This is a genomic window from Modestobacter sp. KNN46-3 (assembly GCF_011039295.1).
Window position 1 is genome coordinate 1 of the sequence record NZ_JAAKGN010000128.1, and the last position, 14,782, is coordinate 14,782.

16 protein-coding genes and 2 pseudogenes are annotated in these 14,782 nt (G+C 74.1%); 12 read left to right on the forward strand and 6 right to left on the reverse strand.

The window, feature by feature from the left end:
• The 6 genes and pseudogenes from G5C62_RS20450 to G5C62_RS20475 all read left to right on the forward strand — a co-directional run.
• A pseudogene (locus G5C62_RS20450) lies at positions 1–310 on the forward strand (ATP-dependent DNA ligase); the annotation flags it as partial.
• A 122-nt stretch (positions 311–432) separates the two neighbouring features.
• Positions 433–1,992, forward strand: coding sequence for an alpha/beta hydrolase (locus G5C62_RS20455; RefSeq protein WP_164702454.1), 1,560 nt, complete (start codon positions 433–435; stop codon positions 1,990–1,992).
• Between the two features lie 57 nt (positions 1,993–2,049).
• The gene (gene ligD / locus G5C62_RS20460) at positions 2,050–3,117 is read left to right on the forward strand and encodes a non-homologous end-joining DNA ligase (RefSeq protein ID WP_164702455.1); all 1,068 of its coding nucleotides are present in this window, start codon (positions 2,050–2,052) and stop codon (positions 3,115–3,117) included.
• A gap of 30 nt (positions 3,118–3,147) precedes the next feature.
• Complete coding sequence (locus G5C62_RS20465; RefSeq protein WP_164702456.1) at positions 3,148–3,960, forward strand: hypothetical protein; 813 nt, start codon at positions 3,148–3,150, stop codon at positions 3,958–3,960.
• A 166-nt stretch (positions 3,961–4,126) separates the two neighbouring features.
• Positions 4,127–4,573, forward strand: coding sequence for a hypothetical protein (locus G5C62_RS20470; RefSeq protein WP_036338772.1), 447 nt, complete (start codon positions 4,127–4,129; stop codon positions 4,571–4,573).
• 149 nt (positions 4,574–4,722) lie between these two features.
• Entirely contained in the window at positions 4,723–4,926 is a 204-nt protein-coding gene (locus G5C62_RS20475) for a cold-shock protein (RefSeq protein ID WP_014741881.1), read from the forward strand.
• A gap of 98 nt (positions 4,927–5,024) precedes the next feature.
• Here G5C62_RS20475 and G5C62_RS20480 read toward each other — a convergent pair whose 3' ends face one another.
• On the reverse strand, positions 5,025–5,483 hold the full coding sequence (locus G5C62_RS20480; RefSeq protein WP_036338783.1) for a hypothetical protein: 459 nt from the start codon (positions 5,481–5,483) through the stop codon (positions 5,025–5,027).
• A 221-nt stretch (positions 5,484–5,704) separates the two neighbouring features.
• On the opposite strand from G5C62_RS20480, the gene G5C62_RS20485 reads away from it, so the two are divergent.
• Both G5C62_RS20485 and msrB read left to right on the forward strand, forming a co-directional pair.
• Positions 5,705–6,253: a hypothetical protein gene (locus G5C62_RS20485; RefSeq protein WP_164702457.1), complete on the forward strand. Its 549-nt coding sequence runs from the start codon at positions 5,705–5,707 to the stop codon at positions 6,251–6,253.
• A gap of 88 nt (positions 6,254–6,341) precedes the next feature.
• Entirely contained in the window at positions 6,342–6,761 is a 420-nt protein-coding gene (gene msrB / locus G5C62_RS20490; RefSeq protein WP_164702458.1) for a peptide-methionine (R)-S-oxide reductase MsrB, read from the forward strand.
• Positions 6,762–7,003: 242 nt separating this feature from the next.
• Here msrB and hemQ read toward each other — a convergent pair whose 3' ends face one another.
• Positions 7,004–7,720, reverse strand: a complete 717-nt coding sequence (hemQ, locus tag G5C62_RS20495; RefSeq protein ID WP_164702459.1) for a hydrogen peroxide-dependent heme synthase — start codon at positions 7,718–7,720, stop codon at positions 7,004–7,006.
• A gap of 163 nt (positions 7,721–7,883) precedes the next feature.
• Here hemQ and G5C62_RS20500 point away from each other — a divergent pair, with 163 nt between their 5' ends.
• Entirely contained in the window at positions 7,884–8,354 is a 471-nt protein-coding gene (locus G5C62_RS20500) for a Dps family protein (RefSeq protein WP_164702460.1), read from the forward strand.
• Between the two features lie 72 nt (positions 8,355–8,426).
• Here the strand turns inward: G5C62_RS20500 and hemG are convergent, their stop codons facing one another.
• Positions 8,427–9,800, reverse strand: coding sequence for a protoporphyrinogen oxidase (hemG, locus tag G5C62_RS20505; RefSeq protein WP_164702461.1), 1,374 nt, complete (start codon positions 9,798–9,800; stop codon positions 8,427–8,429).
• Positions 9,797–10,843 (reverse strand): uroporphyrinogen decarboxylase, encoded by a 1,047-nt coding sequence (gene hemE / locus G5C62_RS20510; RefSeq protein WP_206330755.1) that lies wholly within the window; start codon positions 10,841–10,843, stop codon positions 9,797–9,799. Before hemE ends, hemG begins: the two co-directional genes overlap by 4 nt.
• 159 nt (positions 10,844–11,002) lie before the next feature.
• On the opposite strand from hemE, the gene G5C62_RS20515 reads away from it, so the two are divergent.
• From G5C62_RS20515 to G5C62_RS20525, 3 genes are all read left to right on the forward strand, one after another.
• On the forward strand, positions 11,003–11,620 hold the full coding sequence (locus G5C62_RS20515; RefSeq protein ID WP_036338802.1) for a DUF3000 domain-containing protein: 618 nt from the start codon (positions 11,003–11,005) through the stop codon (positions 11,618–11,620).
• A 127-nt stretch (positions 11,621–11,747) separates the two neighbouring features.
• Positions 11,748–12,458, forward strand: a complete 711-nt coding sequence (locus tag G5C62_RS20520) for a response regulator transcription factor (protein ID WP_036338804.1) — start codon at positions 11,748–11,750, stop codon at positions 12,456–12,458.
• On the forward strand, positions 12,455–13,717 hold the full coding sequence (locus G5C62_RS20525) for a ribonuclease D (protein ID WP_241176030.1): 1,263 nt from the start codon (positions 12,455–12,457) through the stop codon (positions 13,715–13,717). The genes G5C62_RS20520 and G5C62_RS20525 overlap by 4 nt, the downstream gene beginning before the upstream one ends.
• Before the next feature lie 3 nt (positions 13,718–13,720).
• Here G5C62_RS20525 and G5C62_RS20530 read toward each other — a convergent pair whose 3' ends face one another.
• Both G5C62_RS20530 and G5C62_RS20535 read right to left on the reverse strand, forming a co-directional pair.
• Entirely contained in the window at positions 13,721–14,257 is a 537-nt protein-coding gene (locus G5C62_RS20530) for a DUF1697 domain-containing protein (protein ID WP_164702462.1), read from the reverse strand.
• 163 nt (positions 14,258–14,420) lie between these two features.
• Positions 14,421–14,782 (reverse strand): annotated as a pseudogene (locus G5C62_RS20535) (ABC transporter permease); the annotation flags it as partial.

The following is a 14,782-nucleotide window of genomic DNA, read 5'->3' on the forward strand; positions in this document are numbered from 1 at the left end:
CGCCCCCTACCGGGCCGAGGCGCTGGACGGACACCCGTGGCAGGACTGGGCCAACGCCCAGACGGGTGAGGACGGCGAGCACCGGATGCCGGGGGCGACCAGCCGCTGGAACGCCGGCAAGGACCTCTCCTGGGTGCCGCTGCGGCCGGAGCTGGTGGTGGAGATCAAGTACGACCAGCTGGAGGGCAGCCGGCTGCGGCACACCGGCCACTTTCTGCGCTGGCGCACCGACCGGGACGCCCGGTCGTGCACTTACGAGCAACTGGAGGTCCCGGTCCGCTACGACCTCGCCGAGGTCCTGGGCGGCTGAGCAGCGGGTGGGTGAGCACCGGGTGGGGTGAGCAGCGGGCGGCTGATCTCGCGGCGCGCTGAGCGGTTCCTCACGCCGTACCTTGCTGCCACTCCCAGGTTCGCCTCCTACCCTTGCCGATCATGACCGCGCACCGCCGCCTGGCCGCCACCGGAGGAGCGTTCCTCGCCCTCGCTCTGACCGTCGCCGGGTGCACCTCCTCCGACGAGGGCGAGACGGCCGCGACCAGCGCTGCTCCGGAGACGCCGGCCGCGCCGGAGCCGCAGCTGATCGACTGGACCGACTGCGACAGCCAGATCGACCCGATCATCGCCGGGCGACCAGGTGCGGAGCGCGACCTCGTCTTCTCCTGCGGGACGACGACGGTGCCGGTCAGCTACGACGATCCCGAGGGCGGCACCCTGCAGCTGTTCCTGGTGCGGGCCAGCCTCGCCGGGCAGACCTACCCGATCGGCTCGCTGATGGTGAACCCCGGTGGCCCCGGACAGTCCGCGGCCGATGCGGCCATCCAGGCGGCGCTGACCCTCCCCGAGGCGGTCGTCAACCAGTTCGACATCGTCGGCCTCGACCCTCGCGGGACGGGGCTGTCCACCCCCGTCGAGTGCATCTCCGACGAGCAGAAGGACGAGCTGTTCGCGGCCGACCCGCGGGCCACCGACGCCGCCGCGCAGGACGCCCTGTTCAGCCAGGTCGAGGAGGTCGCCGCCGGCTGCGCCGAGGAGTACCAGGAGGCGCTGGGCGCCTTCGACACGGTCGACGCGGCCCGCGACATGGACCTGGTCCGGCAGTCCCTCGGTGACGACCAGCTCAACTACCTGGGCTACTCGTACGGCACCACGCTGGGCTCCACCTACGCCGAGCTGTTCCCCGAACAGGTGCGCGCGATGGTGCTCGACGGCGCGGTCGACCCCGACACCACCGCGCAGGAGGCGGCCGAGGCGCGGGCTCAGGGCTTCGAGGCCGCCTATGACGCCTTCGCCGCCAACTGCCTGTCGCTGATCAGCGGCTGCCCGCTCGGGCCCGACCCGCGGGCGTTCCTCAACGACCTGCTGGCCCAGGCCGCCACGACCCCGATCCCGAGCAGCCGCGAGGGCGAGACCCGGCAGGCGACGCCCGGGCTGATCCTGGGCGGCGTCCGCTCGGCGCTCTACCAGCCCTCGGCCTGGCCGCAGCTGGCCCAGTCGCTGGCCGCCGCCCGCAACGGTGACGCCGCCGGCATCCTGACCCTCGCTGACACCTACACCGGCCGCAACGACGACGGCACCTACAGCAACGTGGTCGACGCGAACCTGGCGGTGAACTGCGCCGACACCGACGAGGAGTACGCAGCCACCGACGTGCAGGCCCTGGTGGCGGACTGGAACGCCCGGTACCCGCTCTTCGGCGCCGACGCCGCCCTGGGGCTCTACACGTGCTCCGCCTGGGAGGCCCCGCGCACGCCCCTGCCCGAGCGGGACGCCGCGGGCAGCCCGCCCATCCTGGTCATCGGCACGCAGGGCGACCCGGTCACTCCCCTGGCCGGCGCCGTCGACCTCGCGGAGGACCTGGAGAACGGCGTTCTGCTCACCTGGGAGGGCAACGGGCACACTGCCTACCCGAAGACCGAGTGCGTGACGGCGGCCGTGAACGCCTACCTGATCGACCTCGCCGTCCCGCAGGACGGGCTGACCTGCCCCGCGTGACCGGCTCCGGCAAGATCGGCCTCCCACCCGGTCCTGCCTGACCCGAAACGGAGCCCCATGGCCAGCAGCAAGGACGCCGTCGTCCTCGAGCTCGACGGCCACGAGGTGCGGGTGAGCAACCCGGAGAAGCCGTACTTCGGGGACAAGGGCATCCGCAAGATCGACGTCGTCGAGTACTTCGTCGCCGTCGGCGAGGGCATCCTGTCCGCGCTGCGCGACCGGCCGACGACGCTCGAGCGCTGGCCGGGCGGCGTGTTCGAGGGCGCCCGGCTCTCCACCCGGGTCGACAACACCGGCGACGCGTTCTACCAGAAGCGGGTGCCGAAGAACGCCCCCGAGTGGGTGCCGACGGCGCACATCACCTTCCCCAGCGGGCGGACCGCCGACGAGATCGCCCCGGACTCGGTCGCCGTCGTCGCGTGGTGCGCCAACCTGGGGACGCTGACCTTCCACCCGTGGCCGGTCTCCAAGGGCGACGTCGAGTCCCCCGACCAGATCCGGATCGACCTCGACCCGCAGCCGGGCACCGACTTCTCCGACGCCGTCCAGGTGGCCCCGCACGTGCGCGAACTGCTGCACGAGTTCGGCATGGAGGGGTGGCCGAAGACGTCCGGCGGACGAGGCGTGCACGTCTACGTGCCGATCCAGCCGCGCTGGACCTTCCCCGAGGTGCGCCGGGCGGTGATCGCGTTCGGCCGAGAGCTGGAACGGCGCATCCCCGACCGGGTGACGATGAACTGGTGGAAGGAGGAGCGCGGCGAGAAGATCTTCATCGACTACAACCAGATGGCCCGGGACCGCACGATCGCCAGTGCCTACTCGATCCGGGCCAAGGCGCACGCTCCGGTGAGCGCCCCGGTCGACTGGGACGAACTGCCCGACGTCTCGCCCTTCGACTTCGACGTGCTCACCATGCCGGCCCGGTTCGCCGCCGTCGGCGACAAGCACGCTGGCCTCGCCGACCACGCCTTCGACATCACGCCGCTGGTCGAGCTGGCCGACCAGCAGGAGCGCGACCTCGGGCTGGGTGAGATGCCCTATCCACCGGACTACCCGAAGATGCCCGGCGAGCCGATGCGGGTGCAGCCCAGCCGCGCGAAGAAGGTCCCCGCCACGGAGGACTGAGCCGAGGGCTCGCCGCGCTAGCGTCGCCCCGTGGCCGATCAGCCGACGCAGGCCTGGGACCTGGTGGCGGAGGGGCGCCGGCACCGGGTGGAGACGACCGGTTCCGTCTCGCGGACGGTGCGGTGGCGCGTCGACGGGCAGCCGGTGGCCGCCACGAAGTCCAGCGAGGACACCGTGCGGCTCAAGCCGGGTGACCGGCTCAAGGGCGAGGACGACGTCAGCCCGGACGACCAGCCGGCCGCCGTCGAGCCGGACGTCGGCTCGGTCACGGTGCAGTACACCGGCCTCGGGAAGCCGAAGCGGGCCACCTGGTACCCGCCCGCAGGCGGCGCCGTCGTGCGCGCGGCGCTCGGCACCGGCGGGATCGACCTGGAACCGGAGCCGGGGTCCCCGGCCGCGCTCCGGGAGGAGCGGATCCGTCAGCACCCTCGCCGGTACGCGGTGCTCGCCGTGGCCGGCGGCGTGGCGAAGGTGGTCCTCCCGCTGCTGCTCGGGCTGCTCGCCGTCCGGCTGACCGTCGCACTCCCCTGGCCCGACTGGGACCTGCCGTCGATCCCGTGGCCGGACGTCGACCTGCCCTCGATCCCCTGGCCCGACGTGGACCTGCCCGACGTGGACCTGCCGGACTGGCAGGCCCCGGCCTGGGTCCGGTGGATCGCCGACAAGGCCCAGTTCGTCTGGCCCGTCCTGCTGGCCGCCTACCTGGCCCGGCGGGAGATCCGGCGCCGGCGCGAGCAGGACGCCCTGCGGGCGCAGCGCCGGGCGGAGCAGCAGGGCGAGGACGACCGCCAGGACGACCGCGAGGACGACCGCCAGGACGACGACCGGCCGCCGTCGCACTGACGGGCCGCAGTCGACGCCGGTGACGCCCCCCCGGCCGGCGACGGGCGGGCAACGACGGCTCCCTCACCCGCTGGGGTGAGCGAGCCGGACAGCGCTGTCGCGCGGGGCGCTTCCTGTCGTTGAGGAACCGTTCGGTCCCACGGTCAGACAGGCGAGGAGCAGGGTCATGCGGGTCGCGGTCCTGGTGTACGGCGTGCTGTACGTCGTCATCGAGGTCGTCGGCCACCAGTTGGAGCAGGTCAGCTGGCCCGAGCTCACGCCCCTGGACGTCGCGACCGCGCTGACCAACGCCTTCCTGACCGTCGCCGTGCTCGTCGCCGTGTTGGTGGGGATCGACCTCGCCGGACACCGCTGGCGCCGCCACCTGCGGACGGTCGCACAGGAACGGGCCCGGCTGGCGCTCGAGGAGTGGGCGGCCCCCGAGCCGCTGACCGTGCAGGCCTGGCGGCCGGGGCCGCTCGCGCTGCCCGCTGCCCCACCCCGTCCGACGGGGAGGACCAGGAGCGGCCCGGCTCAGGAGAACTGCACGTCAGATGCCTACGCACCGAACGCGTACGCCCGCCAGGCGTGGTCCGAGGACGCCGCCCGGGACGCCTCCGGACGGCTGCTCTGACCCTCCGCGCCACGGCCCGGACCGGCTCGCCGGGGATCTTCTTGCCCCTGACCTCCCAAAGATCGCCGGAACCCGCTAGGGTCGTACTCGTCGGGAAGGCCCTGCGCATTGGCAGGACCCCGACGCACGACCTCAGCTAGGAGCGAGCAATGCCCGAAGGAACAGTGAAGTGGTTCAACGCAGAGAAGGGGTTTGGCTTCGCCACCCCGGACGGCGGCGGCCCGGACGTCTTCGTCCACTACTCGGCCATCCAGACCAGCGGGTACCGCTCGCTCGATGAGGGCCAGCGCATCTCGTTCGACATCGAGCAGGGCCAGAAGGGCCCGCAGGCGGCGAACGTCAACCCGGTCTGATCTCCAGACCGAGGAGCTGAACGCAGCCCTCTCGAACCACCGACAGTGCCCCCGCCCGGGAAACCGGACGGGGGCACTGTCGCGTCCGGCCCCGGTGGTCAGCGCGCCCGGGGCACGTACCCGCCGATCAGGGCGGACATCAGCAACGCCCCGTCGTCGGGCCCGATCGCAGCCGCGGCGTCGGCGAAGGCCCGCCAGCGCTCCCGCTCCACGTCGGTCATCGCGCTGGCAGCCCGGGCGCCGGCCTGCTCCAGCAGGCGGTCCCACTCGCTCTGCGGCGTGGGCCACAGACCGGTGAGCCGGCGGGCCTCCCCCGAGACGGCGGTGAACCGGACGATCTCGCCGGCGTGGTTGGTGAGCGCCTCGGCGTAGCCGGCGGTGACCAGCGCGTTGGCCGCGGAGACGACCTGCGGCTTGGGCAGGCCGCTGGCCGGCACGACCGCGCCGAGGTAGGGGGCGCTGCCGTGCGGCGGTTCGTCGATCAGCCGGACGATCGCCCGCAGTACGGGGAGGTCGCGGGTGAACCAGGTGTCGGCCAGGGGCTGCGGGGTGCTCATGGGTCCTCTCGGCGGACGGCGGCGCCACCGGACGCGGCGCCGCGCCCACGGTACGAGCACCGGACCAGGGCAGCGCGACCGCACGCCGCCGGTCACCCGACGGCTGCTTAGCGGGGCGAACTTCGTTACCGGATGTTGATCGACCCTTGCACTGGGCGATGACAGGATCGGGGTGTCCACCGCCCCGCACGCGAGCTCGCGCCGCCCGCCCGAGGAGATCCGTGTCCCGACGCAGCAGGCTCCGCGCCGTCGTCCTCGGCCCGGTCGTCGGCTCTCTCCTCGGTCTGACCCTCGTGGTGTCCACCGTCGGACCGGCCGGCGCCGCGTCCACCTCCGGCTCCGACCCGCTGCCCGTGGTCGTCACCGCGACCGACGGGCTGAGCGAGCCCGGTGACCTCGCGGCCGACCCGCTCGCGACGGCCGCCGACCCGGGCTCGACGGTCGCCGCTGAGGCCGGACCCGCCGCGACGGTCAGCGACCCGTGGCCACTGCGGGAGGAGGAGGTGACCGTTCTCGGAACGGGGTTCTCGCCGGAAGAGAAGGTCACCGCCGAGCTGCCCGCGCGCCTCCGGGGGCAGCTCGGCACTGCCGTGGTCGGCCCGGACGGCACCGTCGCCATCCCCGTGCGGGCGCCGACGGCGCTGCAGGCCGGCGCGCACGAGGTGCTGCTGCGTGGCACCTCGGGTGCCACGGCGAGCACGAGCATCCAGCTCCGTCCGGTGGTCGAGGACCAGCTCACCCGGCTCGCCCGCTGGTGGCCGCGCGGCTGACCGCAGCCTCCGGCACCCCACCGGGACGCCGCTGACCAGGGCGGCACGGGCCCCGGCACGGGTGGCGGAGCCGCCGTACCGTGGGGCCATGACCACTTCCGCCCACCAGCCCCAGGTCGTCAAGAGCGACGAGGAGTGGCGCGCCCAGCTGTCGCCGGGGGAGTACGCCGTGCTCCGCCAGGCGGGTACCGAGCGGCCGTGGACCGGTGAGTACGTCGACACCAAGGCGGTCGGCACCTACTCCTGCCGGGCCTGCGGCGCCGAGCTCTTCCGCTCCGAGACGAAGTTCGACTCGCACTGCGGCTGGCCGTCGTTCTACGAGCCGTCCGAGCAGGACAACGTCGTCCTCCGCGACGACACGACCCTCGGGATGCGTCGCACCGAGGTCCTCTGCGGCAGCTGCCACAGCCACCTCGGCCACGTCTTCGCCGACGCCCCCCAGACCCCCACCGGCGACCGCTACTGCATCAACTCCGTCAGCATCAAGCTGGACCCCGCCGAGAGCTGAGCAGCACAGACGGAAGACGACAGAGGCCCGTACCCCACCTGGGGTACGGGCCTCTGTCGCGCTGGGCAACGAGCACGGGGTACGAGTTCAGGGGAACGAGTACGTACCCGCCGCTCTGTCGCGCCAGCGACCCCGCGGGACCCGGCGCGGGCCCGGAGGGTCCCGCCGGGAACCGCGGCCAGCGGCTCGGCGCAGCCCGGGCACGGCTCCTGGCCGCGGTGTCGTCCGGAGGACGACCATCATCACGGCAGATCAGCCACCAGCTCTGCGACCTGCTTGCGGGTGCCGGTGTAGAACGGCACCTCCTCGCGCACGTGCCGGCGGGCCCGGCTGGCGCGCAGGTCGCGCATCAGGTCGACGATGCGGTGCAGTTCGTCGGCCTCGAAGGCGAGCATCCACTCGTAGTCGCCGAGCCCGAACGAGGAGACGGTGTTGGCCCGCACGTCGGGGTAGGGCCGGGCCTGCATGCCGTGCTCCTTGAGCATGTCCCGCCGCTCCTCCTCGGGGAGCAGGTACCACTCGTAGGAGCGCACGAACGGGTAGACGCAGACGAAGCGGCGCGGCTCCTCGTCGGCGAGGAACGCCGGCACGTGGCTCCGGTTGAACTCGGCGGGGCGGTGCAGCGCCATCTGCGACCAGACGGGCTCGAGGCGGCGGCCCAGGGTGGTGCGGCGGAACCGGCCATAGGCCTCCTGCAGCGCCTCCGGGGTCTCGGCGTGCCACCAGATCATCAGGTCGGCGTCGGCGCGCAGACCGGCGACGTCGTAGACGCCACGGACGACGACGTCCTTGCCGGCCAGCTCCTCGAAGAGCGCGGTGACCTCGTCGGCGGCGGCGCTGCGCTGGTCGTCGTCGAGGGGGCGGGCCAGCTTGAACACCGACCACATCGTGTAGCGGATGAGGGCGTTCAGCTCGTTCGCCCGCTTGCCGATGCTGCGCTCTTCGGTCTGCTCGCTCATGTCCTCATTGTGGACCGCCGGTCCGTGGGGCGGTGCGGGACGTCGGTCCACCCGGCCCGTGAGGCACGACACGGGCGTGCACGTCCCTCCGGGGACCGGGAACACCAGCCTCAGTCTGGATCTTGTACCGGACGTACACCTTCCCGACCGTAGGAGGAACAGCATGGCCGTGATCGAGAGCCCGTTGTCCGAGGACGTCCAGAAGGTCACCGGCGAGGCGCTGCAGGGTGCCGTCGTCGACCTGATCGACCTGAGCCTGATCGGCAAGCAGGTGCACTGGACGCTGGTGGGCCGCAACTTCCGCAGCATCCACCTGCAGCTGGACGACGTCGTCGCCACTGCCCGCGAGTACCAGGACACCGCCGCCGAGCGGGCCGCCGCGATCGGCGTGCTGCCCGACGGCCGCGCCGGCACGGTGCAGTCCAGCGGCATCCCCCAGCCGCCGGTGGAGTGGGTGCACGCCGACGACGCGATCCGCTACTTCGTCGACGTCTTCACCCTGATCGTGGCCCGGATGCGCGACCGCATCGAGGCCACCGAGGACGATGAGGTCACCCAGGACCTGATCATCGAGATCACGGGGGCGCTGGAGAAGCACCACTGGATGTGGCAGGCCGAGGCAGCGCAGAACTGAGTCCGCTGCACTTCCCACCGGAGGCCGGCACCCGAGCGGGGTGCCGGCCTCCGGCGCGTCGGGCGGTGCCAGCTAGCCCAGCGCCTGGACCGCCCGGCGTGCGTCACGGACGCAGGCCGGCACGCCGACGCCGCCGTAGGCCGCCCCGGCCACGGCGAGCCCGGGGACGGCGTCGACCGCGGACCGGATCGCGGTGACCCGCTGCGGGTGCCCGACCAGGTACTGCGGGAGCCCGTCGACCCAGCGGACCAGCTCGGTCTGCACCGGCTCAGGCCGCCCCAGGTCCAGCAGCTCGGCGACGTCGGCGACCACGGCGGCGGTGAGCTCGGCGTCGTCCCGCTGCAGGGCGGCGTCGTCGCCGAACCGGCCCACCGACGACCGGACCCGGAGCACCGGAGCGCCGTCGGGGCCGGACAGGTGCGGCCACTTGGACGAGGAGACGGTGACGCCCTTGACCAGCCGGCCGGTCACCGGCGGCACGAGCAGCCCCGAACCGGCCGCGACCGGCTGGTCGGGGAAGGCCATGGCGACCACGGCCATCGAGGCGTACGGGATCTCCTGCAGCGGCTGGACGGCATCGGGGGCGACGTCGGCGAGCAGCCGGGCGGCCGGGCCGGCCGGGGTGGCCAGCACGACGGCGTCGGCGGTCAGCGTCCCGCCGCCGTCGACGTCCAGCTCGAAGCCGGCGGGGGTGCGGCGCAGCGCCGTCACCCGGGTCTCCAGCCGCACCTCGGCGCCCGAGGCACGCACCAGGGCGTCGGGCAGCGAGCCGATGCCGTCGCGGACCGTGACGAACACCGGGCCGTCGACGTCGCCGCGGCTGCGGGCTCCGGCGTCCCGGGCGGCGACGGCGGCCCCCAGCAGAGAGGTGGCAGCCGGCAGCTCAGCGGCGAGCGCGGGCATGGTGGCGGCGAGGGAGAGGTCGTCGGGGCGGCCGGCGTAGACACCGCCCAGCAGCGGCTCGACGAGCCGGTCGACGACCTCGTCGCCGAGCCGCTCCCGCAGCAGGCCGCCGACGGAGACGTCGCCGTCCAGTCGCAGCGGGGGCAGTTCCGCCTCGGCCCGCACCCGGGCGACCCCGGCCGGGGTCAGCACGCCGTCGAGGCCGTCGGCGGTCGTCGGCACGCCCTGGAGCGTGCCGGCCGGGAGCGGGAACCGGCCCTCGGGCAGCACGATGGCGGCCTGGGTGGTCTGGGCCGGCACCAGCTGGTCGGCCAGGCCGAGCTGCTCGATCAGCTCGACCGCCTCGGGGACCCGGGCGAGCACCGCCTCGGGGCCGGTGTCGTACCAGCGACCGGCGAGGTCGACCCGGTCCAGCTTGCCGCCGATGCGGCCGCCGGCCTCCAGGACGACGACCTCGCCGTCCGGGTGCGCGCGGTGCCACTCGAACGCCGCGGTGAGCCCGGTGATCCCGGCGCCCACGACGACCAGCCGGGGCGCGCTCATCTCGCGGTGAGCTCGTGCACCAGCTCCACGACGTGGGTCAGCACGCCGGGGTCGGTGTCCGGCAGCACGCCGTGGCCGAGGTTGAACACGTGCCCGCGGGCGGCCCGGCCCTGCTCGACGATGCGGCGGACCTCGCGGTCGACGGTCTCCCGGTCGGCCAGCAGGACGGCGGGGTCGAGGTTGCCCTGCAGCGAGTACCCCGGACCGACACGGCGGGCCGCCTCGTCCAGCGGCACCCGCCAGTCGACGCCGACGACGTCGGCACCGGCGTCGCCGATCAGCGGCAGCAGCTCCCCCGTGCCCACGCCGAAGTGCACCTTGGGCACCTCCGGGCGGGCCAGCCCGTCGAAGACGGCGCGCGAGTGCGGCAGCACCCGCCCGGCGTAGTCGGCAGCGGACAGGACCCCCGCCCAGGAGTCGAAGAGCTGCACGGCGCTGGCGCCGGCGTCGACCTGCACGCGCAGGAACGTCGCCGCGCTGACGGCGAGCCGTTCCAGCAGCCGCTGCCAGGCCGCGGGCTCGGCGTACATGAACGCCTTGGTGCGGGCGTGCTCCTTGGAGGGACCACCCTCGATCAGATAGGTCGCGAGGGTGAACGGCGCCCCGGCGAAGCCGATCAGCGGCGTGGCACCGAGCTCGGCGACCAGCCGCTGGACGGCGGTGGCCAGGAACTCCAGCCGGTCGGGCTCCAGGGCCGGGAGCGCGTCGACGTCGGCGACGGTGCGCAACGGCGAGGCGATCACCGGGCCGACGCCCGGCTTGATCTCGATGTCGACCCCGGCCACCACCAGGGGCAGCACGATGTCGGAGAAGAGGATCGCCGCGTCGACGCCGTGCCGGCGGACCGGCTGCATCGTGATCTCGGTGACCAGGTCGGGGTCCTGGCAGGCCTGGAGCATCGCGGTGCCCTCACGCAACGCGCGGTACTCCGGCAGCGACCGGCCGGCCTGGCGCATGAACCAGACCGGCGTGCGCGAGACCGGCAGGCCCCTCATCGCCCGGACGAGATCGGAGTCGGCGGCCGGTCCTGCAGCTGTTCCCACGGACGCCGATCCTCCCAGACGTCACCGTGGCCGGCTCTGCCCCTCTCCACCAGGCCCCTCCACCGGTTCGGGGGCAGCGGAGGTCACGGCTGTGCGTCGGCTGGGCGGGGCGGCGCGTCGGGGCGGCCACTCCGGTGGTGGGCGACCTACCCTGCGCACGTGGCTCAGCAGCGCAAGCGCCTCGACGACGGCGCCCCGCCGCCGGAGCGGCCGGCCGCGTTCCAGGCCGCCCTGGAGGCGCTGGCCACGGTGCGCCCACGGCCGGAGGTCGTCGTCGAGCAGATCCCGGCGCCGCAACGACTCGCTCCGTGGTCCTCCGCCATCGGCGTGCGGGTCGCCCACCCCGAGGACGAGGAGGAGGAGCTGGCCAGCGGCCGGTTCATCCTGCTGTACGACCCGGAGGGGCACGACGCCTGGCAGGGCACCACCCGCTGCGTCGGCTACGTCTCGGCCAGCACCGACTCCGACATGGTCGACGACAGCATGTTCTCCGAGGTCGCGTGGAGCTGGCTGACCGACGCGCTGGCCGAGTCCGGGGCCGCCCACCACTCCGTCGGCGGCACGGTCACCCGCACCGCCTCCACCCGCTTCGGTTCGATCGCCGCCCCGGAGCACTCGGTCGACGTCGAGATCCGCGCGTCCTGGACGGCGGAGGGCACCGACCTCGACCGGCACCTCACCGCCTTCCTCGAGGTGCTCGGTGTGGCCGCCGGGCTGCCGCCTCCGGGGATCCGGCTGCTCGCCGCGACCGAGCAGACCGGCCCGGACGACGCCTAGACTCGACGTCCGTACTCCACTCGGCGTAGTCGGACGTCGGCCGAGTGCGCGGACACGCCGGGCCGTTCGCCAGGTGATCACCCGTTGATCACCTGGTCGTCGGCCCGGTCCGACGACGGGAGGGCCGATGCCCCAGGGCCAGCCGTGGTCCGACGGCGTCCTCTTCGGTCCGCACGCCAGCGCCCTGGTCGTCGACCCGTTCCCGCTCGTCCGGGAGGCCCTGGCCGGCCGGCTGCGCACGCTGGGCGCCCGGGACGTCGAGGAGGCCGCCTCCCTGGAGGAGGCTCGGGTCCGCGCCCACGTGTCCGGCCCGCGGGCACTGTGCGTGCTGGAGGTCGACCTGCCCGAGGTCGAGCCGGAGGCCGCGGGCCGCGGCGGGGACCACGGGCGCGGACTGGAACTGCTCCCCACCCTGCGCACCGAGGGCTGGCCGGTGACCGTCGTGCTGACCTCGGTCACCGACCCGGCCGTCGTCCGTGCGGCCTTCCTGGCCGGGGTGCAGGGCTACCTGCTCAAGACCAGCCCGCTGGCCACGGTGACCGGAGGGCTGCGCGCGTCGCTGTCCGGGGAGGTCTTCGCGGACCCCGGGATCGCCACCAGCCTGGCCCGGGGGCTCACCCGGAGCGGGGTGGAGGAAGCTGTCGGGGAGTTGTCCGCCCGAGAACGGGACATCCTGCGGCTCGTCGCCGACGGGCACACGAACAAGGAGATCGGCGAGAAGGTGGACCTGTCCGCACTGACCGTGAAGAGCCACCTGGCGCGCATCGCGCGCAAGCTGGGCACCGGCGACCGGGCGCACATGGTGGCGTTGGGCCTGCGCTCGGGGGTCATCGAGTGACCACCGACCCGGGCACCGAGGTGCCCACCGACCCCGGGGCGGAGCCCGCCGTCGACGAGGGACCGCCGGCGACCCCGCTGCTCGCCCCGCGCGACGGGCTGCCCCCGGTCGTCGAGACCTCGACCGCACTGGTCGCCTACGCCGACGCCCTGGCCGCCGGCAGCGGCCCGGTCGCCGTGGACGCCGAACGCGCCTCCGGGTACCGCTACGGCCAGAGCGCCTACCTGGTGCAGATCCGCCGGGCCGGCGCCGGCACCGGCCTGATCGACCCGGTGCCGCTGCCGGACCTCACGGCCGTGCAGGCCGCGATCGGCGACGCCGAGTGGGTGCTGCACGCGGCCAACCAGGACCTGCCCTGCCTGGCCGAGCTCGGTCTGGTGCCCGCCCGGCTGTTCGACACCGAGCTCGCCGCCCGGCTGGCCGGGCTCCCCCGGGTCGGGCTGGGCGCCGTCGTCGAGTCGCTGCTGGGCCTGTCGCTGCAGAAGGGCCACTCGGCGGCCGACTGGAGCACCCGCCCGCTGCCCGAGGACTGGCTCGTCTACGCCGCGCTGGACGTCGAGGTGCTGGTGGAGCTCCGGGACGCCCTGGCGGAGATCCTGGAGGAACAGGGCAAGACCGAGTGGGCCCGGCAGGAGTTCGAGGCGATCCTGGCCGCCGGTCCCCCGGCGCCGAAGGTCGACCCGTGGCGGAAGACCTCCGGTATGCACGGCCTGCGCAACCGTCGCCAGCTGGGCATGCTGCGCGCGCTGTGGCAGGCCCGGGACGACCTCGCCCGGCGGCGCGACATCGCCCCCGGCCGGGTGCTGCCCGACGCCGCCATCGTCTCGGCGGTGCAGGCCGACCCGAAGACCGAGGGGGCGCTGCTGGAGCTCCCGGTGTTCCGGGGGCGGGCGAACCGGAAGCTGGTGAACACGTGGTTCGGCGCGCTGAACCGGGGCCGCGAACTGCCGGAGGACCAGCTGCCGCCGCACAGCCGCCCCGGTGACGGGCCGCCGCCGGTGAACCGCTGGGGCGACCGCGACCCCGCTGCGGCCGCCCGGCTCAAGGCCGCCCGGGCCGCGCTGGCCCAGGTGTCGGAGCAGTGGTCGGTACCGGTGGAGAACCTGCTCTCCCCCGACCTGGTCCGGCGGCTGATGTGGGCGCCGCCCAGGCCGGCCGACGCGGCGGCGGTGGCCGAGGTGCTGCGCGCCGGCGGTGCGCGGGAGTGGCAGGTCGAGCTCACCGGCGGCCTGCTCACCGAGGCGATCGCCGCCGGCTGACGGTCAGCCCCGGAGCAGGTCGGCCAGCCTGAGCACGGTCCGCCAGTTGCGGGCCGTGCTCACCGGCCCGCCGCCCCGACGGGCCACGGCTCCGGCGAGCGGGCTGTCCAGCTGGCCGTGCGGGCACCACAGGAACAGCTCACGGCCCTGCACCGCGAAGGCGTCGTCCCCCAGGTCGACCGTGCGCAGCCACTCCCCCAGTTCCACCGGCAGCTCGGCGGCGGCGAAGGCGACGACGTAGCGGGTCGGGTCGGTCACCACGGCGCCGAGCGGGTCACGGGTCACGACGTCGAGGAACTGCTCGGCGGTGCGGACGACGACCGGGACCGGGAAGCCGAACCGGTGTCCCAGCGCCTGCTCCACCGACCGGCTCAGCTCCTCGGCCGGTGCGGCCGCCTCGAGCACGACGTTCCCGCTCTGCAGCAGCGTGCGCACCTCCCGGTGCCCCGCGGCGACGAGCAGCTCCCGCAGGTCCGCCATCCCGACCCGGTGGGTGCGGCCGAGGTTGATCCCACGCAGCAGCAGCACGTACCTGTTCATGTCGCCGCTCTCCGCCGGACCGGCCCGGTACGCCCGGCGGACGAGTCGCACTCGGCGACCGAGACGGCGGCCCACGGCACGGCGCGCGCCACTGCGCGCCGTGCCGTGGGCCGGGCCGTCGTCACGGCATCAGCGTGCCGTGGGCCGGGCCGTCGTCACGGCATCAGCGTGCCGTGGCCGCCCGCCGGCGGGCCAGCGCGTCCACCGATGCGGCCAGCAGCAGCACCCCGCCGGTGATGACGAAGTTCAGGTACGCCGCCACCCCCAGCAGCCCCAGCCCGTTGGCGATGATCGCGATGACCAGGCCACCGAGCAGTGCGTCGCGGGCCCGTCCTCGCCCGCCGAAGAGGCTGGTGCCACCGATGACCGCGGCACCGACCGCGTACAGCAGCGTGTTGCCCGCACCGGCGTCCGGCGTCACCGAGCTCAGCCGCGAGGTGGCGAGGATGCCGCTGATCGCGGCCAGGCTGGAGGAGATGACGAACGCCATCACCCGGATCCGGGTCACGTTGATGCCCGCCCGGC